The organism is Streptomyces virginiae (assembly GCF_000720455.1).
Classification (GTDB): domain Bacteria; phylum Actinomycetota; class Actinomycetes; order Streptomycetales; family Streptomycetaceae; genus Streptomyces; species Streptomyces virginiae.
Map to the genome: position 1 here is coordinate 452,740 of NZ_JOAK01000002.1, position 22,649 is coordinate 475,388.

The following is a 22,649-nucleotide window of genomic DNA, read 5'->3' on the forward strand; positions in this document are numbered from 1 at the left end:
ACGGCTGACGACGGCGGGCGCACGGCGGAACAGGCGCTACCGCCCCGCCAGCGGAGCCTGCTGCAGGGGGACGGGCCGCGGTGAGGGCGGGGGCGGTGGATCCCTGCGGACCGGCGGCTCCACGTGGACCGGCGGGGGAGGGGACGCGGGCAGGGCCATCCCGGCGATCCCGCAGGGCACCTCCGGGATCGCGTACGGGAGGTGCAGGCGGCCCTGCGGGCTCCACAGGCCCGCCCCGCCGAGCCACCCCGCCGGGGCGGCCAGCCGGAAGACGTGCCGGTCGGCGGGGCGCCACAGGCCGATGTCCCCCTCGGGCAGCCGAAGCGCCACCCCGCAGGTCTCCGGCATCAGGGCCTGGCCCGGCTGGACGGCGAAGGGCAGGGCTTCACCCAGCCGCAGGCACTCGGGGAAGCGGACCGGACGCGAGCTGCCCAGCACGCCCCAGCCCAAGCGCGGTTCGCCCGGGGCGTCGGAGCGGATCAGCAGCAGCCCGCTGTCCGGGTCGGCCAGCAGCAGCCGGTCGTCGCTGTCCTCGGTGATCTGCAGCAGCGGGGTGACCCTGCCGTCGCCGCCCAGGTCCACGGCGACGGCCTTGGCGGTGCCCTCCAGCTCGCGGTCCAGGGCCAGCAGCCGGCCCGTCCGGTCCAGCCACACCCCGCCGGAGCAGCGCCCCGGGATCCGGGCCACCCGCTGCGGCCCGAAGGCGCACCCGGCCACCTGCCACAGCGTGGTCACGGTGTCCGACGCGGCCACGGCGAAGGCGCCGCAGCCGTCCGGGGCCGGCGGGAGCAGGAAGACCCGTACGCCCTCCTCCGCGTCCACGCCGCCCAGCTGGAGCTCCCCGGTGCGCGGCCCGGCCGCGGCGCCCGTCGGGTAGAGCAGGGCGAAGGCGTGCCGGTCCGCGACGCGGCGGTGGATCAGCACGCGCCCGTCGGCCAGCGGGAGGAGCTCGCTGTCCGCCTCCTCGGGCTGTGCGAGGGGCAGCGGCACCGCGTACGGCTCGGGACCGGCGAGGGTCCAGCGTTCCGCGTAGCGCGCCTCGCCGTCCCCGGCGAGCCGGGCGGCGTACGACCCGTCCGCAGAGATCGTGAACGGGGCCGTGGTCGTCATCTCGATGGCACAGACAGTCATCCGGGCCGTCACCTCCGGTGAGGAAGCTAGTTTTCGGGATTCCCGCCGAACAACACGACCAAGGCGGCTTCACACGTAAGGGTGTCCGGGCGGCGATTCGTCTGTGATGGGCGATGCGGTTGTGCTGTGCGGCATCGAAAGGCAGGCGGTGCGGGCGGGCGGCGGGCCGCTTCGCAGGTACCGGTGCTGACCGGGCCGGCCGCCACGGACGGTAGCCTTGGCCCGTGCCCCGTCTCTCTGAAGTCATCGCCGCGCTGGACGCTCTCTGGCCCCCCTCGCGGGCCGAGCAGTGGGACGCGGTCGGAACCGTGTGCGGCGACCCCGATGCCGAGGTCAGCCGGGTCCTCTTCGCGGTGGACCCCGTCCAGGAGATCGCCGACGAAGCCGTGGAACTGGGTGCCGACCTGATCGTCACCCACCACCCCCTCTACCTGAGGGGCACCACCACGGTCGAGGCCGGCACCTTCAAGGGCCGCGTCGTCCACACGCTGATCAAGAACGACATCGCGCTGCACGTCGCCCACACCAACGCCGACACCGCCGACCCCGGCGTGTCCGACGCCCTCGCCGGCGCCCTGGACCTGCGGATCACCGGTCCGCTCGTGCCGGACCCGAGCGACCCCGAAGGCCGCCGCGGCCTCGGCCGGATCTGCGAGCTGGACCGCCCCGAGCCCCTGCGGGAGTTCGCCGCCCGTTGCGCGGCCTGGCTGCCGCCGACCGCCCAGGGCATCCGCGTCGCCGGCGACCCGGACGCGATGATCCGGCGCGTCGCCGTCAGCGGCGGCTCCGGCGACAGCCTCCTCGCCGAGGTCCGCGCCGCGGGTGTGGACGCGTTCGTGACCGCCGACCTGCGTCACCACCCGGTGTCCGAGGCCCGCGAGCAGAGCCCGCTGGCCCTCGTCGACGCCGCCCACTGGGCCACCGAATGGCCCTGGTGCGAGCAGGCCGCCGCGCAGCTCGACGCGATCTCCGAGCGCCACGCCTGGGGTCTGCGCACCCATGTCTCGCGCACCGTCACCGACCCGTGGACGGTGCACGCGCCGTCCGTACCCTCCCCTTCTATCTCTGGAGCCCCCAACTGAACGCCGAGCCCGCCGACCAGATCCGACTTCTCGATGTCCAGGCGCTGGACGTCCGGCTGTCTCAGCTCACCCACAAGCGCAAGTCGCTGCCCGAGCACGCCGAGCTCGACACGCTCACCAAGGACCTGACGCAGCAGCGCGACCTGCTGGTCGCCGCGCAGACCCAGGCGAGCGACACGGCGCGCGAGCAGACCAAGGCGGAGCAGGACGTCGACCAGGTGCGCCAGCGCGCGGTCCGCGACCAGCAGCGGCTCGACTCCGGCGTGGGCATCTCGGCCCGGGACCTGGCGAACCTGCAGAGCGAGGTCGTCTCCCTCGCCAAGCGCCAGGGCGACCTGGAGGACGTGGTCCTGGAGGTCATGGAGCGCCTGGAGGCCGCGCAGGAGCGCGTCTCCGAGCTGACCGAGCGCGTCTCCGCCCTGGAGGCGAAGGTCGCGGACGCCACCACCCGTCGGGACGCGGCCACCGCCGAGATCGACGCCGAGGTCGCGAAGGTCACCAAGGACCGCGAGGTGATCGTCACCTCCATGCCGGCCGACCTGATGGCCCTGTACGAGAAGATCCGCGTCAAGCAGGGCGGCGTCGGTGCGGCGCGCCTCTACCAGCGCCGCTGCGAGGGCTGCCGGCTGGAGCTCGACATGGCAGAGGTCAACGAGATCAAGGCCGCGGCCCGTGATCAGGTCGTCCGTCACGAGAACTGCGGCCGCATCCTGGTCCGTACGGCCGACTCGGGCATCTGATGCCGCGTTTTGTCGTGGAGGCGGACGGCGGGTCCCGGGGCAACCCGGGGCCCGCCGGCTACGGCGCCGTCGTCCTCGACCCGGCCTCGGGCGAGACGCTGGCCGAACGCGCCGAGTACATCGGCGTCGCGACGAACAACGTGGCGGAGTACAAGGGCCTGATCGCCGGACTCACGGCGGCCCGTGACCTCGCGCCCGACGCGCAGGTCCTGGTCCGGATGGACTCCAAGCTCGTCGTCGAGCAGATGTCGGGCCGCTGGAAGATCAAGCACCCGGACATGAAGCCGCTCGCGGCCGAGGCCGCGCGGATCCTGCCGCGCGCGCAGGTCACGTACGAGTGGATCCCGCGCGAGCGCAACAAGCACGCGGACCGGCTCGCCAACGAGGCGATGGACGCGGGCAAGCGCGGCGAGCAGTGGGAGCCGTCGGCCTCCTCGGCCGCCCTCGACGCGTCCGCGGCCCGGTCCCTGTCCACCCCGCCGCCGTCCGGCCCGCCCGGGGACGCCGCCGCGGGCGCCGCGGCGGCGCGCGCCGCCCTGGCCGCCTCCCGCGGCACCGCCGCCGGTGCCGACACGCTGTTCGCGGAGGCCGAGCCGGGCCCGGCGGGAACCGCCACGGCGCCCGCGGAGGTGCGCGACCGGGCCGGTCACACGGCGGCACCCACCGCCCCCGCAGCGGGGCAGGGCTGGGCCCCCGACATGGGGGCGCCGGCCACCTTCGTGCTGCTGCGCCACGGCGAGACCGCGCTCACCCCGCAGAAGAGGTTCTCCGGAAGCGGGGGGAGCGACCCCGAGCTGTCCCCTGCGGGCCGCCGCCAGGCGGCGGCCGTCGCCGAGGCGCTCGCCGCCCGCGGCACCGTCCAGACGGTCATCAGCTCCCCGCTGCTGCGCTGCCGCGAGACCGCGCAGGCCGTCGCCGACCGCCTCGGCCTGGACGTGACGGTCGAACAGGGCCTGCGCGAAGTGGACTTCGGTGCCTGGGAGGGCCTGACCTTCGCCGAGGTCCGGGAACGCTTCCCGGACGACCTGCAGGCCTGGCTGGACTCCCCGAAGGCCGCCCCCACCGGCGGCGGGGAGAGCTTCGCGGCCGCCACCCGCCGGATCTCGGCCACCCGTGACCGCCTGCTGGCCGAGCATGCGGGCCGCACGGTCCTGCTGGTCACCCACGTGACCCCGGTCAAGATCCTGGTCCGCCTCGCCCTCGGGGCCCCGCCGGAATCACTCTTCCGCATGGAACTCTCGGCGGCGTCCCTCTCGGCGGTCGCCTACTACGCGGACGGCAACGCCTCGGTCCGCCTCCTGAACGACACCTCCCACCTGCGGTAGGCCCTGCCGACGCACCGCCCCCGCCGACGCAGCCCGTGGCGGGGGCGGGCCGTCACTGCTTCCGCGCGGGCCCGGGGCGGCCGAGGGTCTCCAGCGCCCGGTCGAGGGCGCGGACCATGTTCCGAGCGTCGGCCTGGGCCGACTGGACGGCTCCGCGCACCTGGCGGGCGTTCGGGGGCCCTTCCCCGTCCGGTGCGACCCAGTCGCCGTCGGCACGCCGCCCGATGTGGACCTCCAGATGACGCAGCGCGTCTTCGAGATGGCGGGCGAGTTCGCGAAGGCCCCCGGTCACCGCGGTGATCTCGGCGGGGCTCGCGTAGGAGTTGCGGGGGTCGGTCGTCGCTTCGGCCAGGTCGCGTATGTGCGCGGCGGCAGCGGCCGCGCGCTCGGAGTGGTCGCTCATGAGCCGAGCGTGCCGCATCGGCGGGCCCGCCGACAGTCATCAGCGCCAACGGGCACCGTCCGCCGCGCCCGGAACCGCCCCCCGGGTCGTCGAAGCACTGGCGTGGGGTGGGGACACGGCGGAGTGTCCCCGCAGGACGAGCGCGCAACCATCCCCCGACGGCCGCGACATGCCCGCGCGCGCCGAGCCGAGAAGACATTCCGGCGGGGCACCGCCCCACACCAGGCGCTCCCGGCCCGCGGAAGCCCCGGCCACCCCCGGCGGGAGCCAAGCGCGGCCACCCCCGGCGGGAGCCAAGCGGGCACGCGCCGAGCCGAGGAGACATTCCGGCGGGGCACCGCCCCACCCCGCACACCGCCGAACCACCCAGGGCGGATCCGCGGTCGCGCCGGGACTCCGGCAGCCGGACGAGGGCCCGCGCGCAGTTCCTACCGGCGGGTCCGGTCCTGACCCGCCGGACGACCCCTAGTCGCTGCTGCCGCCGCTGGTCGTGCGTCGGCGGCTGCTCTTCTGCGCTCCGCGCACCATCGAGGTGATGCCCAGCGTGACGCTCGCCACGATGCGGACCCAGCGGGGTCCGCCGCGTTCCGCCCACGCCACGCACGCGGCCCCGCCGACGGCGGCGGCCAGGAGCAGCAGGAATATGACGCTCATCTTGCCCACCTCATGGTCTCTGCCGGGGGACCGATGCTACGCAAACGCCCCGGACCGGAGAAGCCCGGTTCGGGGCGTGGAGGCGGCAGACGAGCCGGCCTGTACGCCGGGTTCTGTCGCCCGGAGACCTCGCGGTCGCCGGGGAGACGGCCATCCATCTAGGACCGGCGTTGCCGCCGGCCTCGTGCGGTCTACCCGCGAACTCGGGCGGGCAGCCCTCAAGCGTTCGCGCAGACCCGTCCGGGGACGGATCCTCTTGACCTTGCTCCAGGTGGGGTTTACCTAGCCGCCTGGGTCACCCCAGGCGCTGGTGGTCTCTTACACCACCGTTTCACCCTTACCGGAGGCCGAAGCCCCCGGCGGTCTGTTTTCTGTGGCACTGTCCCGCGGGTCACCCCGGGTGGGCGTTACCCACCACCCTGCCCTGTGGAGCCCGGACGTTCCTCGGCGGGATCCTTGAGGACCCCGACGCGGCCGCCCGGCCGACTCGTCTGCCGTGGCGACCATGTTACCGGCTGTGCCGTCGCCGCTTGACCTTGCCGCAACGGCAGGGTTTCTACTGGGGGCATGCGGATCGGAGAGATCGCCGCGGTCGTCGGGGTCACCACCCGGGCGATCCGGCACTACCACCATGTCGGCCTGCTCCCGGAACCGGAGCGGCGCCCCAACGGATACCGGGCCTACGGCGTCCGCGACGCCGTCCTGCTGGCCCGCGTACGCCGGCTCACCGAACTGGGGCTCAGCCTCGACGAGGTGCGCGACGTCCTCGCGGACGACGCCGGGCGCGAGCTGGCCGACGTGCTGGAGGAGCTCGACGCCGACCTCGCCCGGCAGGAGGCCGAGATCAAGGAGCGCCGGCGGCGGCTCGCGGTGCTCCTGGCCGCCGGGCCGGGGGAGGGCGAGCCCCTCTCGCCCGCGCTCGCCGCGCTGCTGGCGAAGGCGCCGCGCACGACGTCCCCGACCGCCGCGAAGGACCGCGAACACCTGACCCTCCTCGACGCGTCGGGCGCGGGCGGCCAGGAGGTCTACGCCGCGCTCGGGCCGCTGGCCGAGGACCCCGGGGTGCTCGCCCTGTACGAGCGGCTGGACGAACTCGCCGACGCCCCCGTGGACGACCCGCGGATCCCGGGCCTGGCGGCCGAGCTGGTGGCGGCGGTCCCCGAGGAGGTGTTCGCGGCGATCCCCCGGGACGGGGCGGTCGTGACCGGGTTCAAGGAGGCGCTGCTCGCCGAGTACGCGCCCGCACAGGCGGAGGTCGTCCGCCGGGTCATGGAGGCCTTCATGGACAGGGGTGGGAGATGAGCGCCGTGCGCGGGGTGCGGGCGGCACGGATCGCGGTGGCCGCGGTCCTGCCGGCGGAGCTGGCACTCGTGGTGTGCGCCGCGGCCGGGGTGCGGCTGCCCGCGCCGGCCCTCGCCGCCGCGGAGGCCCTGGTGCTGGGGGCGCTCCTGCTGGAGGCGTGGGTGCTGCGCGCGCTGTACGCCGCCGCCCGGGCAGCAGGTGCCGCACGCGGGGAGGCTCTGCGCGGCGCGGTCCGGGCCGTGGTGCCGGTCCAGGTCCGGCGGCTGCTGCGGCACGAGCTGCGCGCCGGCGCCTCCCTCGGCCGGTGGGTCCTGCGCAGGAAGCACGGGGTGCGCCCCGGGGACCTGGCCGCCGGCTACACCGGGCCGCAGACGGCCATGATGTACGGGATGGTCTTCGTGTCGGTGATCGAGACCTTCGCGCTGGCCCTGCTCATCCCCTGGCCGGCGGTGCACCGGGTGGTGCTCGTGCTGGACGTGTACGGGGTCGTGCTGCTGCTCGCCCTGCACGCGGCCTGCGTCACCCGGCCGCACGTGGTCGGCGCCGACGGCTCGCTGCGGATCCGCTACGGCGCCCTTTTCGACCTCGCCGTCCCGCAGGACGCGGTGGCCTCGGTACGGGTGGACCGCCGCTACCCCGAAGGACGGCTCGTCTCGCTCTCCGAGGACGGGGTGCTCGACCTCGTCGTCGGCAGCCAGACCACGGTGACCCTGGAACTGAACCGCCCGCTCACCTTCACCCGCCCGCTCGGCGCCCGCGCGACGGCCCGCACCATCCGCTTCCACGCCGACGACCCGCGCACCCTGGTCACCGCCCTCCGCCGGCCGGCGTAGGCGGTGGGGGCGGGCGGGCGTCTAGGCTGGCCGGGGGGCCGCATCCCTCGCGTCGTGTCGTATTGAAGGAGAACCACCGTGCTCGTGCTGCTGCCGCCCTCCGAGGGAAAGGCCGCCGGCGGTTCCGGCGCACCGCTGGAGCCGCAGGAGCTGTCGCTGCCCGGTCTGGCGCCGGCCCGGGCTGCGGTGCTGGAGGAACTGGTCGAGCTGTGCGCGGGCGACGAGCTCAAGGCCCGTGACGTGCTGGGCCTGAGCGAGGGCCTGCGAGGCGAGGTCGCCAAGAACGCCGAACTGCGCTCGGCGGCGGCCCGCCCGGCGGGGGAGATCTACACCGGCGTGCTCTACGACGCGCTGGGCCTGGCCGACCTGCCCGCGGCGGCGCGGGCCAGCGCCGAGGACGCGCTGCTCGTCTTCTCGGGGCTGTGGGGCGCGGTGCGGGTCACCGACCGGATCCCCTCGTACCGCTGCTCGATGGGTGTGAAGCTCCCGGGGCTGGGCGCGCTCGGCGCGTACTGGCGCGGGCCGATGGCCGAGGTGCTGCCCGCGGCCGCCGGGGACGGGCTGGTGCTGGACCTTCGTTCGGCGGCGTACGCGACCGCCTGGAAGCCGAAGGGTGAGGTCGCGGGCCGGACCGCGACCGTGCGGGTGCTGCACTCGCAGATGGTGGACGGCGTGGATAAGCGGTCCGTGGTGAGCCACTTCAACAAGGCGACCAAGGGCCGGCTGGTCCGGGACCTGCTGGTGGCGGGGGCCGTGCCCGGCTCGCCGGCCGAGCTGGTGACGGCCCTGCGGGACCTGGGCTACGTCGTCGAGACGGAAGCCCCCGCGAAGGCGGGCCGGGCCTGGTCCCTCGACGTCGTCGTGACGCAGATCCACCACTGACGCGCCGTGATCGTGGCCGGGGGCACGGCCCCCGGTGCCTCCCGTCCCGGCGCCCCGCGGCTCAACGCCCCAGCGGCCAGGCCACCGTTGCCGGGGTGCGCTCGGAGGTGTCCGCGTACGCGGCGCAGGCGTCGGTCAGGGTTTCCAGGAGGGTGAGCGGGTCCGGGAGGGGGTGCTCCGTGCCGCGGACCCAGGTCACCGCCTGGTCGCCGGGGAGGGCCGCCGGCGGGACCAGGACGTAGCTGCCGCGGCAGTGCCAGCGCAGGCCCGGGTGTTCGTCCATCGTCTCGGGGTGGCAGTCCAGCGCACACGGCCACCACTCGTCCTCGTCCTCGGGGGTGCCGCGGGTGGCGGTGAAGAAGAGCATCCGGGCCTGGTCGCCGCTGCCGCCCGATTCGGCGACGGGGCCGACCTTGATGCCGGCCTCCAGGAGCCGCGCGAGGGCGGCGGCGCCGGCTTCCAGCGGGACGTCGAGCACGTCGTGGACCATGCCGGTCGCGGTGATGAAGTTGGCCTGGGGCTCGTTGCGCGCCCACCGCTCGATCTGTGCGCGGTCGGTGGTCGACTGCGTCTGCCAGGCGAAGGAGGCCGGATGTCGGGCCGGGGTCGGACAGCCGATGCGGTCGCACGAACATCGGTAGCCGACGGGATGGGCGGCGGGGGCGAGCGGCATACCGGCGGCGGCGACGGCCAGGAGGAGCGCCTCGCGCTCTCGTGCGGGGTCCTCGGCGGTGGGTTTCTGCCGCCGGCGCAGCCACTGGGAAATCCTGCTCTGCTCGCCGCGTTTGACGCGGCCGGAATCAGACCCCATCTATCCCCTCACCTCACCGTTGCCCCGGCAGACCTTCACATGGTCCCACCATCCTGCGCCCCGGGTGACCGCTCTCGACGACCGGGGGGCCGGGGACGGGTGAGCGCCAACCCCAACATACCCACAGAATCAGGGCAAACATTCCCGGGTGAACGCAGGTTGTCGGGCGGCTAGCGGGCGGTGACGTTTGCCACCCCGCCGAGCACCCTGTCCACGAGCGCGTCGGTGTACGCGTGCGTGAGGGGCGCGGTGCGCATCAGCCAGCGGTACGTCAGCGGCCCGACCAGCATCTCGACGGTCAGCCGCAGGTCGGTGTCGGGCGCGAGCTGGCCGGCTTCGCGGGCCGTCCGCAACCGGGCCTCGTACAGGGCGAGCTGCGGCTCCAGCAGCTGCTCGGTGAAGCGGGCGCCCAGCTCGGGGTCGGTGGCTCCTGCCGCGGTCAGGGCGCGCGCGGGGGCCTCGTACTTCTCGTCGTTGAACTCGTCGACCGTCGCCCGCAGTACGTGCTTCAGGTCGGCGGCGAGGTCCCCGGTGTCGGGGAAGCCGGTCCATTCGGCGTCCGTCTCCGCGTCCCCGGCGAGGGAGGCCTCGAGGAGGACGGCCGCCTTCGAGGGCCACCAGCGGTAGATGGTCTGCTTGCCGACGCCGGCGCGGGCGGCGATGGCCTCGATGGTCAGCTTGTTGTAGCCGACCTCCCCGACCAGGGCGAGCGCGGCGTCGAGGATGGCGCGCCGGGAGCGGTCGCTGCGACGCGTGGCGTCAGGGGTCTTGGTCATGCCCGAAGTATCGCAGCGAGACGTCTCGTCTCCTCGGCGTGCCCGGTGTTCATCGATTTCGTAAACCACCCCATCGGTCCACTGCGTCGTACCGGTCCAGGAGAGACGATTCGTTCCAGCACTCGTCCCGAGTCGTGAAAGTCGTGAGGAGCCTTCTTTGCGCAGAGACGCCACACCCCGGCGCTACCTGATGTGCCCACCCGCACACTTCAAGGTCACGTACTCCATCAACCCGTGGATGGATCCCACGAAACCGGTGGACCTGCCCCTGGCCCAGGCGCAGTGGGAAGACCTCAGGGACCGGTACGTGTCCCTGGGTCACACCGTCGAGACCCTCGTACCCGATCCCGCGCTGCCCGACATGGTGTTCGCGGCGAACGGGGCGCTGGTGGTCGACGGCCGGGTCCTCGGGGCCCGGTTCGCCTACCCGGAACGGGGCCCCGAGGCCCGCATCCACCTCGACTGGTTCCGCGACCACGGCTACCAGGACGTCCACGAGCCCGCCCACGTCAACGAGGGCGAGGGAGACTTCGCCGTCACGGCGAGCTTCGTCCTCGCCGGCCGCGGCTTCCGCTCCAGCCCGCTGTCGCACTCCGAGGCCCAGGAGTTCTTCGGCCGCCCCGTCATCGGCCTGGACCTGGTGGACCCGCGCTACTACCACCTGGACACCGCGCTCAGCGTCCTCGACGGCGACGAGGTCATGTACTACCCCGACGCCTTCTCGCCCGGCAGCCAGGGCGTGCTGCGGCGGCTCTTCCCCGACGCGCTGATCGCCGACGGCCGCGACGCGGCCGCCCTCGGCCTGAACGCGGTGTCCGACGGCCGGCACGTGCTGCTCCCGCAGGGGGCCACCGGGCTGTTCGGCCCGCTGCGTGACCGGGGCTTCGAACCGGTCCCGATGGACCTCGGGGAACTGCTCAAGGGCGGCGGCAGCGTGAAGTGCTGCACCCAGGAGCTGCGCCCGTAGGGCCTAGTCCTCGGAGGGCGGCGGCCAGGCCTGGCCCCAGTCGGCGTCCCGAGCGGCCTTGTAGAGGCCGCCGTGGCGCTTGGTCACGTTGACCCGGGTCAGGCCCGCCCCGTCGCCCTCCTCGGGGCCGCACAGCTCCAGCAGGACGAGGCCCTTGCGGATCTGCGGCCTGCGCGTGATCCGGGAGGCGGCCGGCTCCACCGGGAAGCGGGTCGCGGCGACGTAGCTGAACTTCTCGTCCTCGTACGGGAGCGAGCCGCCCTTGACCTGCCGGTGCAGGGAGGAGCGGCTGACCCGCGCCGAGAAGTGGCACCAGTCCTGGCCGACCTCGATGGGGCAGGTCCCGTCGTGCGGGCACGGTGCGGCGACCCGCAGTCCGGCCGCGATCAGCTGGTCGCGGGCCTCGCGGATGCGCAGGTACCCCTCCGGCGTGCCCGGCTCGATCAGCACCACCGCCCGGCCGGCCCGCGCCGCCTCGGCGACGACGGCCGTGCGGGCCTGCGGGTTCAGCTCGCCGAGTACGTACGACACCGTCACCAGGTCGGCGTCGGGGACGGACATCCCGGCGCCGATGACGGCCCGCCGCCACTCGGCGCCGCGCAGCACCGGCGAGCCGGAGGCCGCCGCCAGCTCCCGGCCGAGGGCAAGTGCGGGCTCGGCCCAGTCCAGCACCGTGGTCTGGCGGGGGCCCTCCCAGGTGGCGTCCACCGCCCAGGTCGCCGCACCCGTGCCGCCGCCCACGTCCACGTGCGAGCCCGGCGCCCAGTCGGGCGCCGCCTCGGCCAGGGCGTCCAGGGCGGCCCGTACCGCCTCGAAGGTGGCCGGCATGCGGTAGGCCGCGTACGCCGCGACGTCCGAGCGGTCGCGCAGTACGGGCGCGTCGGTGGGGGTCCGCCCCCGGTAGTTGGTGATGAGCCGCTCGACGGCGGCCGTGGCCTGCTTGGGCGGAAGACCGTCGAGCAGCCCGCCGAGCGTGCTGCGGAGGGTCTCGGCGGTGGTGGGGGCGGAGACGTTCACCTGCCGAGTTTACGGCGAGCCGGGGCCGGCGCCGTCAGCGAGGCGCCGACCCGGCCCCGGCCCCTCGGCTCAGTCGCCGGCCGGAGCGGGCGCGGTCTGCGCGTCGCGCTGCTGCCACGGCCGGCACAGGACCAGGAAGCAGCTCGCGGAGAGCACCGCGCACACCAGCTGCACCAGGGCCATCGGAACGGCCGTGTCCTCGCCCGCGATGCCCACCAGCGGTGACGCGATCGCGCCGACCAGGAAGGAGGAGGTGCCGAGCAGCGCGGAGGCCGATCCGGCCGCGTGCGGGGTCCGCATCAGCGCCTGCGCGTTCGTGTTCGGCAGCACGATGCCCATCGCCGACATGAGGACGAACAGCGCGGTGGCGATGGGGATCAGCCCGACCTCGCCGAAGACGCCCGTCGCCATCAGCAGCAGGGACACCGCGGAGGACAGGACGACCGCGAGGCCGACGGCCAGCACCTTGTCCAGGCGCACCCGGCCGACCAGCAGCTTGCCGTTGATCTGGCCGACGAGGATCAGGCCGACGGAGTTCAGGCCGAAGAGCAGAGAGAAGGTCTGGGGCGAGGCCCCGTAGATCTCCTGGACCACGAAGGGGGAGGCGGAGATGTAGGAGAAGAGGACGGCGAAGGCGAAGCCGCCGGTCAGGGTGTAGCCGGTGAAGACCCGGTCGCCGAGCAGCCCGCGCATGGTCCGCAGCGCGGAGCCGACACCGCCGGTGTGCCGCCGCTCGGGAGGCAGGGTCTCACCGAGGCCGCGCCAGACCATCAGGGTGAGGACCGTGCCGACGCCGGTCAGGACGACGAAGACGCCCCGCCAGTCGGCGAAGCGCAGCACCTGCCCGCCGATGAGCGGCGCGACGATCGGGGCGGCCCCGGATATGAGCATCAGGGTGGAGAAGAAGCGGGCCATCTCGTCGCCGTCGTACAGGTCGCGCACGACGGCGCGCGCGATGACGACACCGGCGGCCCCGGCCAGCCCCTGGAGCAGCCGGAAGGAGATCAGCAGCTCGGCGGTCGGGGCGAGCGCGCAGATCGCGGTGGCCAGGACGTAGACGACCATGCCGACGAGCAGCGGCCGGCGGCGCCCCCACTTGTCGCTCATCGGGCCGATGACGAGCTGGCCGAGGGCCATGCCGGCGAGGCAGGCGGTGAGGGTCAGCTGGATCGTCGCGGCGGGGCTGTGCAGGGCGTCGGTGACCTGCGGCAGGGCCGGCAGGTACATGTCCATGGACAGCGGGGGGAGGGCGGTGAGCCCGCCGAGTACGAAGGTGACGAGCAGGCTCGTACGGCGTGCCGCCTTCAGGGGCGCGGTGGTGGGCGCGGAGGGCGATTCGGGCGACGAGTCGTGCGAGGGTGCCGTCGCGGGGCCTCTCTCCGACATGCGGAACTCCAGTCTTCTCATCTGCTTTTATGCACCCCTGACCGACCCATGCTCTCAGCAATCGGAACGTCCCGGGACCGGAGCGCGCTGTGACGTACCCTGCGGCCCCATGGACGAACGTACGAAGAAGATCGCCGTGGTGACCGGCGCGGGCTCCGGAATCGGCCGCTCCGTGGCGCTGGCCCTGGCCGCGGCGGGATGGGCCGTGGCCCTGGCCGGCCGCCGGTCCGAACCACTGGAGGAGACCGCCGCCGCGGCCGGGACCGGGGCCGACGTGCTGTGCGTGCCGGCCGACGTGAGCGATCCGGACGGCGTGACTCGGCTGTTCGAGTCAGTGCGCGCCCGGTACGGCCGCCTCGACCTGCTCTTCAACAACGCGGGCACCTTCGGGCCCGGCGGGGTCGCGCTGGAGGACATCACCTACGAGGCCTGGCGCTCGGTCGTGGACGTCAACCTGACCGGCGCCTTCCTGTGCGCGCAGGCCGCCTTCCGGCAGATGAAGCAGCAGGACCCGCAGGGCGGCCGCATCATCAACAACGGCTCCATCTCCGCCCACGTGCCCCGCCCGAACTCGATCGCCTACACCGCGACCAAGCACGCGATGACCGGCCTGACGAAGTCCCTGTCGCTGGACGGGCGGCCGTACCGGATCGCCTGCGGCCAGATCGACATCGGCAACGCGGCGACCGAGATGACCGAGCGGATGCAGACCGGCATCCTCCAGGCCAACGGGCAGCTGGCCGTCGAACCGGTCATGGACGCCGCCGACGTGGCCCGCACGGTCCTGCACATGGCCGAGCTGCCGCTGGAGGCGAACGTGCAGTTCGCGACGGTGATGGCCACGTCCATGCCGTACATCGGCCGCGGCTGAGCACCTTCCCCTCCCGATCTCCGTTGCCACCGCGCGGGGCGGGCGTCGATCATGAACGCATGACCGATACCGAGGTACTGCGCTACACCGCTTTCTCCGGCGACCCGAACGGCGGCAACCCCGCCGGGGTCGTGCTCGACGCCGCCGGGCTGGACGACGCCGCGATGCTGGAGATCGCCGCCGGGCTGGGCTACAGCGAGACGGCCTTCCTCACCGCACCGCCGGAGGGGCTCGGCGGGCCGGAGGGCCGCTCCTTCACCGCCCGCTACTTCAGCCCGAAGGCCGAGGTCCCCTTCTGCGGCCACGCCACCATCGCCACGGCCGTCGCGCTGGGGGAGCGGATCGGACCCGGTGAGCTCCTCCTCGCCACCCCGGCGGGCACCGTGCCGGTGTCCGTCACCGTCGAGGACGGCCGCCTGCGCGCCACGCTGACCAGCGTGGAACCGCACACCGAGGAGATCGGCGACGCCGACCTCACCGAGGCACTCGCCGCGCTGGACTGGCCGCGGGCCGACCTCGACCCGGCGTTCCCGCCGCGAATCGCCTATGCCGGAGCCCGCCACCTGGTGCTCGGCGCCGCCACCCGGGCCCGCCTCGCGGACCTCGACTACGACTTCGCCCGGCTGGAGGCGCTGATGCAGCGCCTGGACCTCACCACGGTCCAGCTGGTGCACCGCGCGGGCCCGGCGGAGTTCCACGTACGCGACCCGTTCCCGGTCGGCGGCGTCGTCGAGGACCCGGCGACCGGGGCCGCGGCGGCCGCCTTCGGCGCGTACGCCCGGGAGCTCGGCCTGGTCCCGGAGGAGGCCGAGCTGACCCTCCACCAGGGCGCGGACATGGGCCGCCCCGGCGTGCTCACGGTGGAACTGCGCGAGGGCGACCCCCGCGTCCGCGTGGGCGGCGAGGGCGTCCGCATCCCGTGAGCGGCGAACCCATCGGCCCGGACTCCCGGGGCTCCGCCCCGGACCCCGCTCCTCGAACGCCGGAGGGGCTGGATTCGTGAGGGTGATCGGATACGCCGAGGCGGACCTGCCGGCACGGCTGGCGCGGCAGGTCACCGAGCTGGAGGCGCGGGTGTGGCCCGGCTCAGCTCCCGGCCACGACCCGGCGCTGCACCCGAGGACGATGCTGCTCGTGGACGCGGTCGGTACGGTGACCGCCGCGCTGTCGCTGCTGTACAAGCCGGTCCCGCTCGCGGACCGCACGTACCGGGCCGCCGGACTCAGCTCCGTGGTCGCCCTGCCGGAACTGCGCGGCCGCGGGCTCGGCGGCCGACTGGTCGCGGCGGCCCGCGCCGAGCTGGCCGCGGACCCGGCCGTGGACCTGGCGCTGTTCAGCTGCGACCGGCCCCTCGTGCCGTTCTACGGGGCGGCCGGCTTCGCCCCGCTGCCCGGCACGGTCCTCGTCGGCGGCACCCCCGGGGACCCGCTGGCCACCGACGCCCCCGGCTTCGACAAGGTGGTGGTGGCCGCCTTCTTCACCGACGACCCGGCCGGGGACCGCGAGGCCTTCACCGGCGTGCGCGTCCCGCTCCACCCCGGGAGCGTCGACCGGCTCTGGTGAACCGTCAGGCGGCGGGAGCGGAGGTCGGGCTGTCGGAGGGCGTGGCCGCGCTCGCCGGGCGGCGGCGGCCGCCGCGTTCGGCGAAGAACAACACCAGCACGGGAACCAGGTACAGCGCCCACACGGTCAGCTGCAGGACGGTCGGGTCCGGCTGGAAGTTGAAGACTCCCTTGAGCAGGGTCCCGTACCAGCTGTCCGGCGGGACGGCCGTGCTGATGTCGAAGGCCCTGTCGTTCAGGCCGCTCAGGAAGCGGGCCTCCTGGAGGTCGTGGACGCCGTACGCGAGCACGCCCGCGGCCACGACCACGAGCATCGCGCCGGTCCACCGGAAGAACTTCGCCAGGTTGATCCGCAGGGCACCCCGGTAGAACAGGTAGCCCAGCACGATCGCCGTCGCGATGCCCAGCAGCACCCCGATCAGCGGCGCCGAGGAGCCCTCGCCGCTGGCCCGTACGGACGCCCACACGAACAGCGCGGTCTCCAGGCCCTCCCGGCCGACCGCCAGGAAGGCCGTCGCGACCAGCGCGCCGGTGCCCATGGCGAGCGCCGAGTCGAGCTTGCCGTGCAGCTCGGCCTTCAGGTGCCGCGCGGTGCGCTTCATCCAGAAGACCATCCACGTCACCAGCCCCACCGAGATGATCGACAGGCTGCCGCCCAGCAGCTCCTGCGCCTCGAAGGTCAGCTCCTGGGAGCCGAATTCGAGCAGCGCGCCGAAGGCGAGCGAGAGCGCGCACGCGATCCCGATGCCGAGCCACACCGGACGCAGGGCGTCGCGGCGCTCCGTCTTCACCAGGTACGCGACGAGGATGCAGACGACCAGGCTGGCCTCCAGCCCCTCGCGCAGGCCGATCAGATAGTTGCCGAACACGTTGGTTCTTCCTCTCCGGCGGGGACTCAGGCGAACAGCGTCCGGCCCCACCAGTCGTCCTTGTCGCGGACGCCCGGCGGGACGGCGAAGACGGCCGAACCCACGTGCTGGATGTATTCGTTGAGGACGTCGGACTTCGCCAGGTTGCGCTGGATCGGGACGAAGCCCTTGCGGACGTCACGCTGGTAGGCGAGGAAGAACAGGCCCGCGTCGAGGCGGCCGAGGCCGTCCGTGCCGTCGGTGAAGGAGTAGCCGCGCCGCAGGATCGTCGCACCGCTGTTGGAGTCCGGGTGCGCGAGACGTACGTGCGCCTCCGGCTTCATCGCCTTCAGGAAGGGCTCGTCGCGCTCCTTGGACTTGCCCACGGGGGCGCCCTCGCCCTTGTCGCGGCCGAAGATGTCCTCCTGCTCCTGCAGCGGGGTCCGGTCCCAGGTCTCGATGTTCATCCGGATCCGGCGCGCCACCAGGTACGAGCCGCCCGTCAGCCAGTCGCTGCCGTCGCCCGCGCCGACCCACACGTGCTTGTCCAGGGCCGCCCGGTCGGTGCCCGAGATGTTCCGGGTGCCGTCCTTGAAGCCCATCATGTTGCGCGGGGTCTGCTCGTCGGGCGTCGTCGAGGAGGTCTTTCCGAAGCCGAGCTGCGACCAGCGCACCGCGACCCGGCCGAAGCCGATCCGGGCCAGCTGGCGGATGGCGTGCACGGCGACCTGCGGGTCGTCGGCGCAGGCCTGGACGCACAGGTCGCCGCCGGAACGGGCCGGGTCCAGGTTGTCGCCGGGGAACAGCTCCAGGTCCACCAGCGCCTCGGGGCGCCTGCCCTCCAGCCCGAACCGGTCCTTGGCGAACAGCCCGGGCCCGAAACCGACGGTCAGGGTGAGCCGGGACGCCTTCAGGCCCAGGGCCTCGCCGGTGTCGGTCGGCGGGGCCTCCGGCAGGCCCTCGTACACGTCGCCGACCGGGAGGCCCGCCGTCATCAGGCGGGCCGCCGCGGTCCACTCCTTCAGGAGCTTGACCAGCTCCGCGCGGTCCTTCGTCTTCACGTCGAAGGCCGCGAAGTGCAGACGGTCCTGCACGGCGCTCGCGATACCGGCCTGGTGCTCGCCGTGGAAGGGCACGGCCGCGCCGGCGGCCGACGCCGACACCATGTCCGTGCCGCCGCCGAAGGCCGCGGCCGCACCGCCGGCCGCGGCGGCGCCGAGCGCGAGCCCGGCCCCGCCCCAGCCGAGCACCGCACGACGGGAAGGGGCGGCCCCGGGGGCCGCGGCGGGGTTGCCGCCGTCCTGCTGCGGCTGTCCGGAGGCCGCGTCCGACTCGGTCATCATCTACTCCCGTCTGCTGTCCGTCTGCTTTCCGGTGCGCCCGTTACTTGGCGACCGCGGCGGCGAGCTTGGAGAGCGGCTCGGCGAGCGCGTTCACGCCGTCCGAGAGCTCCTTGCGCTCGGTCTCGCCGACCTTGTCGTACGAGGTGAACTCGTAGGAGGTCTTGTCGGCGCGGTACTTGTCCAGGAGGGTGTTCAGGGCGGCGAACTGGGTGTCCAGCTGCTTGGACAGCTCCGGGTCGTTCTTCTCGGCGATCGGCTTGAGCAGCTCGTACGCCTTCTGCGCGCCCTCGACGTTGGCCTTGAAGTCGACCAGGTCGGTGTGGGAGTAACGCTCCTCCTCACCGGTGACCTTGCCGGTGGCGACCTCGTCGAGGAGTTCCTTGGCGCCGTTGGCGATCGAGGTGGGGGTGATCTCCGCCTGGCCGACCTTCTTCTGCCAGTCGGTCAGGTCCGCGATCAGGGTGTCGGCGAGCTTCTTGTCGTTGTCGTCGATCTTGTTGTCGGCCCACAGGGACTTCTCCAGGCGGTGCCAGCCCGTCCAGTCCTTCGCCGGGTCCTGGCCGGCCTCCAGGCCGTCCTCGCGGACGTCGACCTTGGGGTCGATGTCACCGAAGGACTCGGCGACCGGCTCGGTGCGCTCCCAGCCGATGCGGGAGGGCGCGTACGCCTTCTTCGCGGCCTCGACGTCGCCGGCCTTGACCGCGTCCGCGAAGGCCTGCGCCTTGGGGAGGGTCTCCTCGGCCTGAGCGACGACGTACGCGCGGTAGGCGGCGACGGCGGCGTCCGCCTCCGGGCTGCGCTTCTCGCCGCCGGCCTGGGCGCCGGTCGCCTTGACCTTCTTGGCGATGCCGTCGCCCTTCATGCCGGGCTTGCAGACGATCTCGTAGTCGCCCGCCTTGATCTCGGCGGTGATGGACGCCTTGGTGCCCGGGCCGATGTTCTCGCGCTCGGTGACGATGCGGGCGTCCGGGAAGAGGACGTAGACCTCGGTGACCTTGGAGCCCTTGTTCTCGACGTCGATCTGCACCTTGCCGGCCGGGAACTCCGTCTTCGACACGTCGCAGGCGCTGTCGGAAGCCGCCACGCGGATCGCGTCGTCGCCCTTGTCGCTCTTCTCGGAGCAGCCGGTGACGACGGTCAGGGCGGCCACCACGGAGGTGGCGACGACGGTGAGGCGGGCGGGGCGCATAGGGGGCTCCTGGGCGTCGGGCGAGGGCCGTCCCGAGGGGGAGAGGCCAGTGAGGCGGACCTAACTTAACCGAGCCTTACTTGACCCATACCCCCTCGTGCAGTGATTCAGCTCTCACGTTCCGGCCACGGACACAGCCGAGTCACGGACGTTCCACGGCAAGCCCATGGGCCGGTCAAGCGGGGGTCAAGAGGGCAGACCGCGCGGTATGCGGTCGTCGCCCGCTGCCCGTACGGGGACCACGAGCGGAGCCCCCGTGCGCGGGTGCGGGAGCACCTCGACCGGCTGCCGGTACACGAGGCTGAGGAGGGCGTCCTCGAACACCTCGGCGGGCGGACCGTCCGCGGCGATCCGCCCGCCGTGCAGGACGGCGGCCCGGTCCGCGTAGGCGGCGGCCAGCCCCAGGTCGTGCAGGACGACGACGACCGCGTCACCGGCCGCGGCCCGCTCGCGGCAGATGCGCAGCACGAGTTCCTGGTGGCGCAGGTCGAGGGCGGCCGTCGGTTCGTCGAGCAGCAGGAGCGGGGCCCGCTGGGCCAGTACGCGAGCCAGCGCGACCCGGGCCCGCTCGCCGTCGGAGAGGGCGGAGAAGGGGCGCGCGGCGAACTCGGTGACCTCGGCGGCGGCCATCGCGGTGGCCACGGCCTCCTCGTCCGCCTCGGCGAAGGGGGTGCCGGCCCAGGGCGCGCGCCCCATCCGTACGACGTCCTCCACCGGGAAGGGGAAGGACAGCGCGGCCGACTGGGGCAGGACGGAGCGGCGCAGCGCCAGGTCGGGGGCGCTCCAGTCGCCGACCGGGCGGCCGTCGATCCGCACTTCGCCGGAGGCGGCGGGCAGGTCGGCGGCCAGTGCGCCCAGCAGGGTGGACTTGCCCGCGCCGTTGGGGCCGACCAGGGCGAGCACCTCCCCCGCGCGGGCGGTCAGCTCGATGCCGGCGAGCACGTCGCGCTGCCCGAGCCGGACGTGCAGGTCGACGGCCTCGGCCAGGGCCGAGCCGGGGACCGGCCGGGCCGGGACGGTGCGGCGGCCGCGGGCGAACAGGCGGGCCGGCGTGCGGGGGGTGCGGGCCGACGTGCGGGTGGTGCGGGTCGGCGTGCCGGTCGTGCGGTTCACGCCCAGCCTCCTTGCTTGCGGCGGGTGCGACGCAGCAGCCAGAAGAAGAACGGGCTGCCGATCAGGGCGGTCAGGACGCCGAGGGGCAGCTCGGCGGGCTGGGCGAGGGTCCGGGCGGCGAGGTCGCCGGCGACCAGGACCACGGCGCCGGCCAGGGCGCTGCCGGGGACCAGGAAGCGGTGGCCGGGACCGTTGGCCATGCGCAGCAGGTGCGGCACGAGCAGCCCGATGAAGGTGATGACGCCGGCGACGGCCACGGCGGCCGCCGTCAGCAGCGCGACGACCAGGATGAGGGCGAGGCGCAGCCGTTCGACGTCGATGCCGAGGTGGCGGGCGGGCCGCTCGCCGAGGGAGAGCAGGTCGAGCCGACGGGCGTAGAAGGGGGCGACGAGCAGGCCGGCGACGGCGCAGGGGAGGACCGCGAGCACCTTGGGCCAGGTGGCCTGGGCGAGGGAGCCCAGCTGCCAGAAGGTGATCTGGTTGACCTGGCCGCTGTCCGCGAAGAACACGAACAGGCCGATGAGGGCGCCGGCGAAGGCGTTGACGGCGATGCCGGTGAGGATGAGCGTGACGACCTCGGTCTTCCCGCCGTTGCGGGAGAGGAGGTAGACCGAGCTGACGGTGATCAGCCCGGCGACGAACGCGCAGACGGTGATGGTCCAGTTGCCGAAGAAGCTGAGGCCGAGACCGATGGCGGCGACCGCGCCGACCGCGGCGCCCGCCGAGATGCCGATGACGCCGGGCTCGGCGAGGGGGTTGCCGAAGACGCCCTGCATGAGCGCGCCCGCGCAGCCGAGACTGGCGCCGACGAGCAGCGCGAGCACGACGCGGGGGAGGCGTACGTTCCACAGCACGCTCTCGCCGACGCGGTCGAGCGGCGCCCCGCCGAGGCCCAGGCGGTGCTGGGCGGAGGCGAGTACGTCGGCGGTGGGGATGCGGTAGGCGCCGGTGCCGGCCGAGACCAGCGCGAGGAGGAGCAGGGTGGCGAGGAGGGTGAGGGTGAGCCAGAAGGCCTTCCGGCCGCGCCGTACGCCTGCGGCGGGCTTGGCGGGCTTGGCGGGCTTGGCGGGGTCGGCCTTGGTCGTGGTGGCTTCGGCGGGGCCGGGCGCGCGCCGGGGCGTCTCCTCGGGAGCCGAACGGTTCTCGGCGTCGGACGGTGCGGCGGCGGTGCGTTCGGCGCCCTGCGGGGATCGCCGCGACGCGCTCCCGGCCCCGCCGGGACCGGCCGGGGATCGCTCCGGTCCGCTTTCGGGCGCCGCCGTTTCGGCCTCGTGAGGGAGCGTCATGTCAGCCCTTGCCGTACAGCTGGGTGATCAGGGAGGACAGCACCTGGTCCGTGCGGGGGCCGTAGTTGAGGAGGACGCCGTCGTCGACGGTCACCACGCGGCGGTCCATGCCGGCCGGGGTCTGGGCGACGCCCGGGATCTTCACCAGGCCGTCGATGCCGCCGACCGATTCGAGGCCCTTGGACATGACCAGGATCGCGTCGGGGGCGGCGGCCGCCAGGGCCTCGCTGGTGATCGGGGTGAAGTCCTTGCCGAGGCCGGACTCCTTGCCGGTGTCGACGGCGCCGGCCGCTTCGAGGAGTGAGGCCGCTCCGGAGTCCGAGCCGCCCAGCAGGTAGACGGAGGCGGTGCCGCGGAGGTAGAGGAAGGCCACCCGGGGGTGCTCGGCCGTGGCGGCGGGGACGTTCCTGCGGGCGGCGGCGATCCGGTCCGCGGTGCGCTGGTTCAGCTGCGCACCGGCGTCCTCGACGCCGAGTGCGGCGGCCACGGTGTCGATCCGCTTCGGTACGTCGTCCAGCCCCTTGGCGGGAGCCACGACGAGGACCGGGATGCCGGCGTCGCGGATCTGCTGGACCGCTTCGGCGGGGCCCGTGGTGGCCTCCGCCAGGACGAGCGTCGGGCGGAGGGAGAGCACGCTCTCGGCGGAGACGTCGTGGCCACGTGTCACCACCGGCAGTGCGGCGGCCTGTTCGAACGTGGCGGTGATGTCCCGGGCGACGACGTGCTCGCCGAGGCCCAGGGTGTGGACGATCTCGTTGAGGCTGCCGGTCAGCGGGATCACCCGGTCGGCGGACGCGACGGTGACCTGGGTGCCGTCGGCCGAGGCCACGGTCACCGGCAGGGCGGGCCGCGGCGTCGCGGCGAGGGGCTCCACCCGGTCCGGGGCGGGGGCGGGGGCGGGGGCGGATGAGCCCGAAGGGGTGGCCGTACCTCCGCAAGCCGTCAGCGCGAGTGCCAGTGCTGCCACGGCAACTGCGAGACGGGGGAAGCGGTGTGACGCGGCGGGCGTAGGCACGAAGGCACCGTCCTGATCGTCCGACTGAGGTTCTGGGGACCGGGGGGTTTTCATCCGGCCGAGGCTTAGCTTAGGTTAGCCTAACCTTGCTTGCCAGACCTTGGAGGGGGCAT

General features: G+C 73.9%; 22 protein-coding genes, 1 other RNA gene and 1 pseudogene. 10 read left to right on the forward strand and 14 right to left on the reverse strand.

Annotated elements, in window-relative coordinates:
* Window positions 1–36: 36 nt before the first annotated feature.
* Window positions 37–1,131, reverse strand: a complete 1,095-nt coding sequence (locus IG86_RS0105125; protein WP_030819640.1) for a hypothetical protein — start codon at window positions 1,129–1,131, stop codon at window positions 37–39.
* A 224-nt stretch (window positions 1,132–1,355) separates the two neighbouring features.
* Here IG86_RS0105125 and IG86_RS0105130 point away from each other — a divergent pair, with 224 nt between their 5' ends.
* The 3 genes from IG86_RS0105130 to IG86_RS0105140 are packed head-to-tail and all read left to right on the forward strand — an operon-like array spanning window position 1,356 to window position 4,278.
* Entirely contained in the window at window positions 1,356–2,213 is an 858-nt protein-coding gene (locus tag IG86_RS0105130; RefSeq protein WP_030819642.1) for a Nif3-like dinuclear metal center hexameric protein, read from the forward strand.
* Complete coding sequence (locus tag IG86_RS0105135) at window positions 2,210–2,953, forward strand: zinc ribbon domain-containing protein (protein WP_030819645.1); 744 nt, start codon at window positions 2,210–2,212, stop codon at window positions 2,951–2,953. The genes IG86_RS0105130 and IG86_RS0105135 overlap by 4 nt, the downstream gene beginning before the upstream one ends.
* Window positions 2,953–4,278, forward strand: a complete 1,326-nt coding sequence (locus tag IG86_RS0105140) for a bifunctional RNase H/acid phosphatase (protein WP_030894924.1) — start codon at window positions 2,953–2,955, stop codon at window positions 4,276–4,278. The genes IG86_RS0105135 and IG86_RS0105140 overlap by 1 nt, the downstream gene beginning before the upstream one ends.
* Before the next feature lie 52 nt (window positions 4,279–4,330).
* On the opposite strand, the gene IG86_RS39695 is transcribed toward IG86_RS0105140, so the two are convergent.
* From IG86_RS39695 to rnpB, 3 genes are all read right to left on the reverse strand, one after another.
* Window positions 4,331–4,681 (reverse strand): hypothetical protein, encoded by a 351-nt coding sequence (locus tag IG86_RS39695; protein ID WP_157854768.1) that lies wholly within the window; start codon window positions 4,679–4,681, stop codon window positions 4,331–4,333.
* A gap of 465 nt (window positions 4,682–5,146) precedes the next feature.
* Entirely contained in the window at window positions 5,147–5,335 is a 189-nt protein-coding gene (locus tag IG86_RS0105155; protein ID WP_030819649.1) for a hypothetical protein, read from the reverse strand.
* An 86-nt stretch (window positions 5,336–5,421) separates the two neighbouring features.
* Window positions 5,422–5,825, reverse strand: an RNA gene (gene rnpB / locus IG86_RS39705) — RNase P RNA component class A.
* A 77-nt stretch (window positions 5,826–5,902) separates the two neighbouring features.
* On the opposite strand from rnpB, the gene IG86_RS0105160 reads away from it, so the two are divergent.
* The 3 genes from IG86_RS0105160 (at window position 5,903) to yaaA (ending at window position 8,352) form a co-directional block, all read left to right on the forward strand.
* Window positions 5,903–6,637 (forward strand): MerR family transcriptional regulator, encoded by a 735-nt coding sequence (locus IG86_RS0105160; protein ID WP_030894927.1) that lies wholly within the window; start codon window positions 5,903–5,905, stop codon window positions 6,635–6,637.
* On the forward strand, window positions 6,634–7,470 hold the full coding sequence (locus tag IG86_RS0105165; protein ID WP_030894930.1) for a hypothetical protein: 837 nt from the start codon (window positions 6,634–6,636) through the stop codon (window positions 7,468–7,470). The genes IG86_RS0105160 and IG86_RS0105165 overlap by 4 nt, the downstream gene beginning before the upstream one ends.
* A gap of 78 nt (window positions 7,471–7,548) precedes the next feature.
* The gene (gene yaaA / locus IG86_RS0105170; RefSeq protein ID WP_030894932.1) at window positions 7,549–8,352 is read left to right on the forward strand and encodes a peroxide stress protein YaaA; all 804 of its coding nucleotides are present in this window, start codon (window positions 7,549–7,551) and stop codon (window positions 8,350–8,352) included.
* A 61-nt stretch (window positions 8,353–8,413) separates the two neighbouring features.
* Here the strand turns inward: yaaA and IG86_RS0105175 are convergent, their stop codons facing one another.
* Window positions 8,414–9,163: a bifunctional DNA primase/polymerase gene (locus IG86_RS0105175; RefSeq protein WP_030894935.1), complete on the reverse strand. Its 750-nt coding sequence runs from the start codon at window positions 9,161–9,163 to the stop codon at window positions 8,414–8,416.
* Window positions 9,164–9,333: 170 nt separating this feature from the next.
* Window positions 9,334–9,939: a TetR/AcrR family transcriptional regulator gene (locus IG86_RS0105180; RefSeq protein WP_030894937.1), complete on the reverse strand. Its 606-nt coding sequence runs from the start codon at window positions 9,937–9,939 to the stop codon at window positions 9,334–9,336.
* Window positions 9,940–10,078: 139 nt separating this feature from the next.
* On the opposite strand from IG86_RS0105180, the pseudogene ddaH reads away from it, so the two are divergent.
* Window positions 10,079–10,906 (forward strand): annotated as a pseudogene (ddaH, locus tag IG86_RS0105185) (dimethylargininase); the annotation flags it as partial.
* A 3-nt stretch (window positions 10,907–10,909) separates the two neighbouring features.
* On the opposite strand, the gene IG86_RS0105190 reads toward ddaH, so the two are convergent.
* Window positions 10,910–11,923 carry a small ribosomal subunit Rsm22 family protein gene (locus tag IG86_RS0105190; protein WP_030894939.1) on the reverse strand — a complete coding sequence of 338 codons (1,014 nt, stop codon included), beginning with the start codon at window positions 11,921–11,923 and terminating at the stop codon, window positions 10,910–10,912.
* Between the two features lie 69 nt (window positions 11,924–11,992).
* Window positions 11,993–13,309, reverse strand: a complete 1,317-nt coding sequence (locus IG86_RS0105195; RefSeq protein ID WP_030819667.1) for a Bcr/CflA family multidrug efflux MFS transporter — start codon at window positions 13,307–13,309, stop codon at window positions 11,993–11,995.
* A gap of 109 nt (window positions 13,310–13,418) precedes the next feature.
* Here IG86_RS0105195 and IG86_RS0105200 point away from each other — a divergent pair, with 109 nt between their 5' ends.
* From IG86_RS0105200 to IG86_RS0105210, 3 genes are all read left to right on the forward strand, one after another.
* A complete protein-coding gene (locus tag IG86_RS0105200; protein WP_030819669.1) occupies window positions 13,419–14,180 on the forward strand; it encodes an SDR family oxidoreductase in 762 nt (253 codons plus the stop codon).
* 59 nt (window positions 14,181–14,239) lie between these two features.
* Entirely contained in the window at window positions 14,240–15,103 is an 864-nt protein-coding gene (locus tag IG86_RS0105205) for a PhzF family phenazine biosynthesis protein (protein WP_030894943.1), read from the forward strand.
* Window positions 15,104–15,179: 76 nt separating this feature from the next.
* Window positions 15,180–15,743: a GNAT family N-acetyltransferase gene (locus tag IG86_RS0105210; RefSeq protein WP_030819673.1), complete on the forward strand. Its 564-nt coding sequence runs from the start codon at window positions 15,180–15,182 to the stop codon at window positions 15,741–15,743.
* A 4-nt stretch (window positions 15,744–15,747) separates the two neighbouring features.
* On the opposite strand, the gene efeU is transcribed toward IG86_RS0105210, so the two are convergent.
* From efeU to IG86_RS0105240, 6 genes are all read right to left on the reverse strand, one after another.
* Complete coding sequence (efeU, locus tag IG86_RS0105215; protein WP_030819675.1) at window positions 15,748–16,611, reverse strand: iron uptake transporter permease EfeU; 864 nt, start codon at window positions 16,609–16,611, stop codon at window positions 15,748–15,750.
* Between the two features lie 26 nt (window positions 16,612–16,637).
* Window positions 16,638–17,930: an iron uptake transporter deferrochelatase/peroxidase subunit gene (gene efeB / locus IG86_RS0105220; RefSeq protein WP_030819677.1), complete on the reverse strand. Its 1,293-nt coding sequence runs from the start codon at window positions 17,928–17,930 to the stop codon at window positions 16,638–16,640.
* A 43-nt stretch (window positions 17,931–17,973) separates the two neighbouring features.
* A complete protein-coding gene (efeO, locus tag IG86_RS0105225) occupies window positions 17,974–19,122 on the reverse strand; it encodes an iron uptake system protein EfeO (RefSeq protein ID WP_030659253.1) in 1,149 nt (382 codons plus the stop codon).
* Between the two features lie 186 nt (window positions 19,123–19,308).
* Window positions 19,309–20,163, reverse strand: a complete 855-nt coding sequence (locus IG86_RS0105230) for a heme ABC transporter ATP-binding protein (protein ID WP_051784972.1) — start codon at window positions 20,161–20,163, stop codon at window positions 19,309–19,311.
* 68 nt (window positions 20,164–20,231) lie between these two features.
* Window positions 20,232–21,521 carry a FecCD family ABC transporter permease gene (locus IG86_RS0105235; protein ID WP_030894951.1) on the reverse strand — a complete coding sequence of 430 codons (1,290 nt, stop codon included), beginning with the start codon at window positions 21,519–21,521 and terminating at the stop codon, window positions 20,232–20,234.
* Window position 21,522: 1 nt separating this feature from the next.
* Window positions 21,523–22,590, reverse strand: coding sequence for a heme/hemin ABC transporter substrate-binding protein (locus IG86_RS0105240; protein ID WP_045937258.1), 1,068 nt, complete (start codon window positions 22,588–22,590; stop codon window positions 21,523–21,525).
* Window positions 22,591–22,649 lie beyond the last annotated feature (59 nt).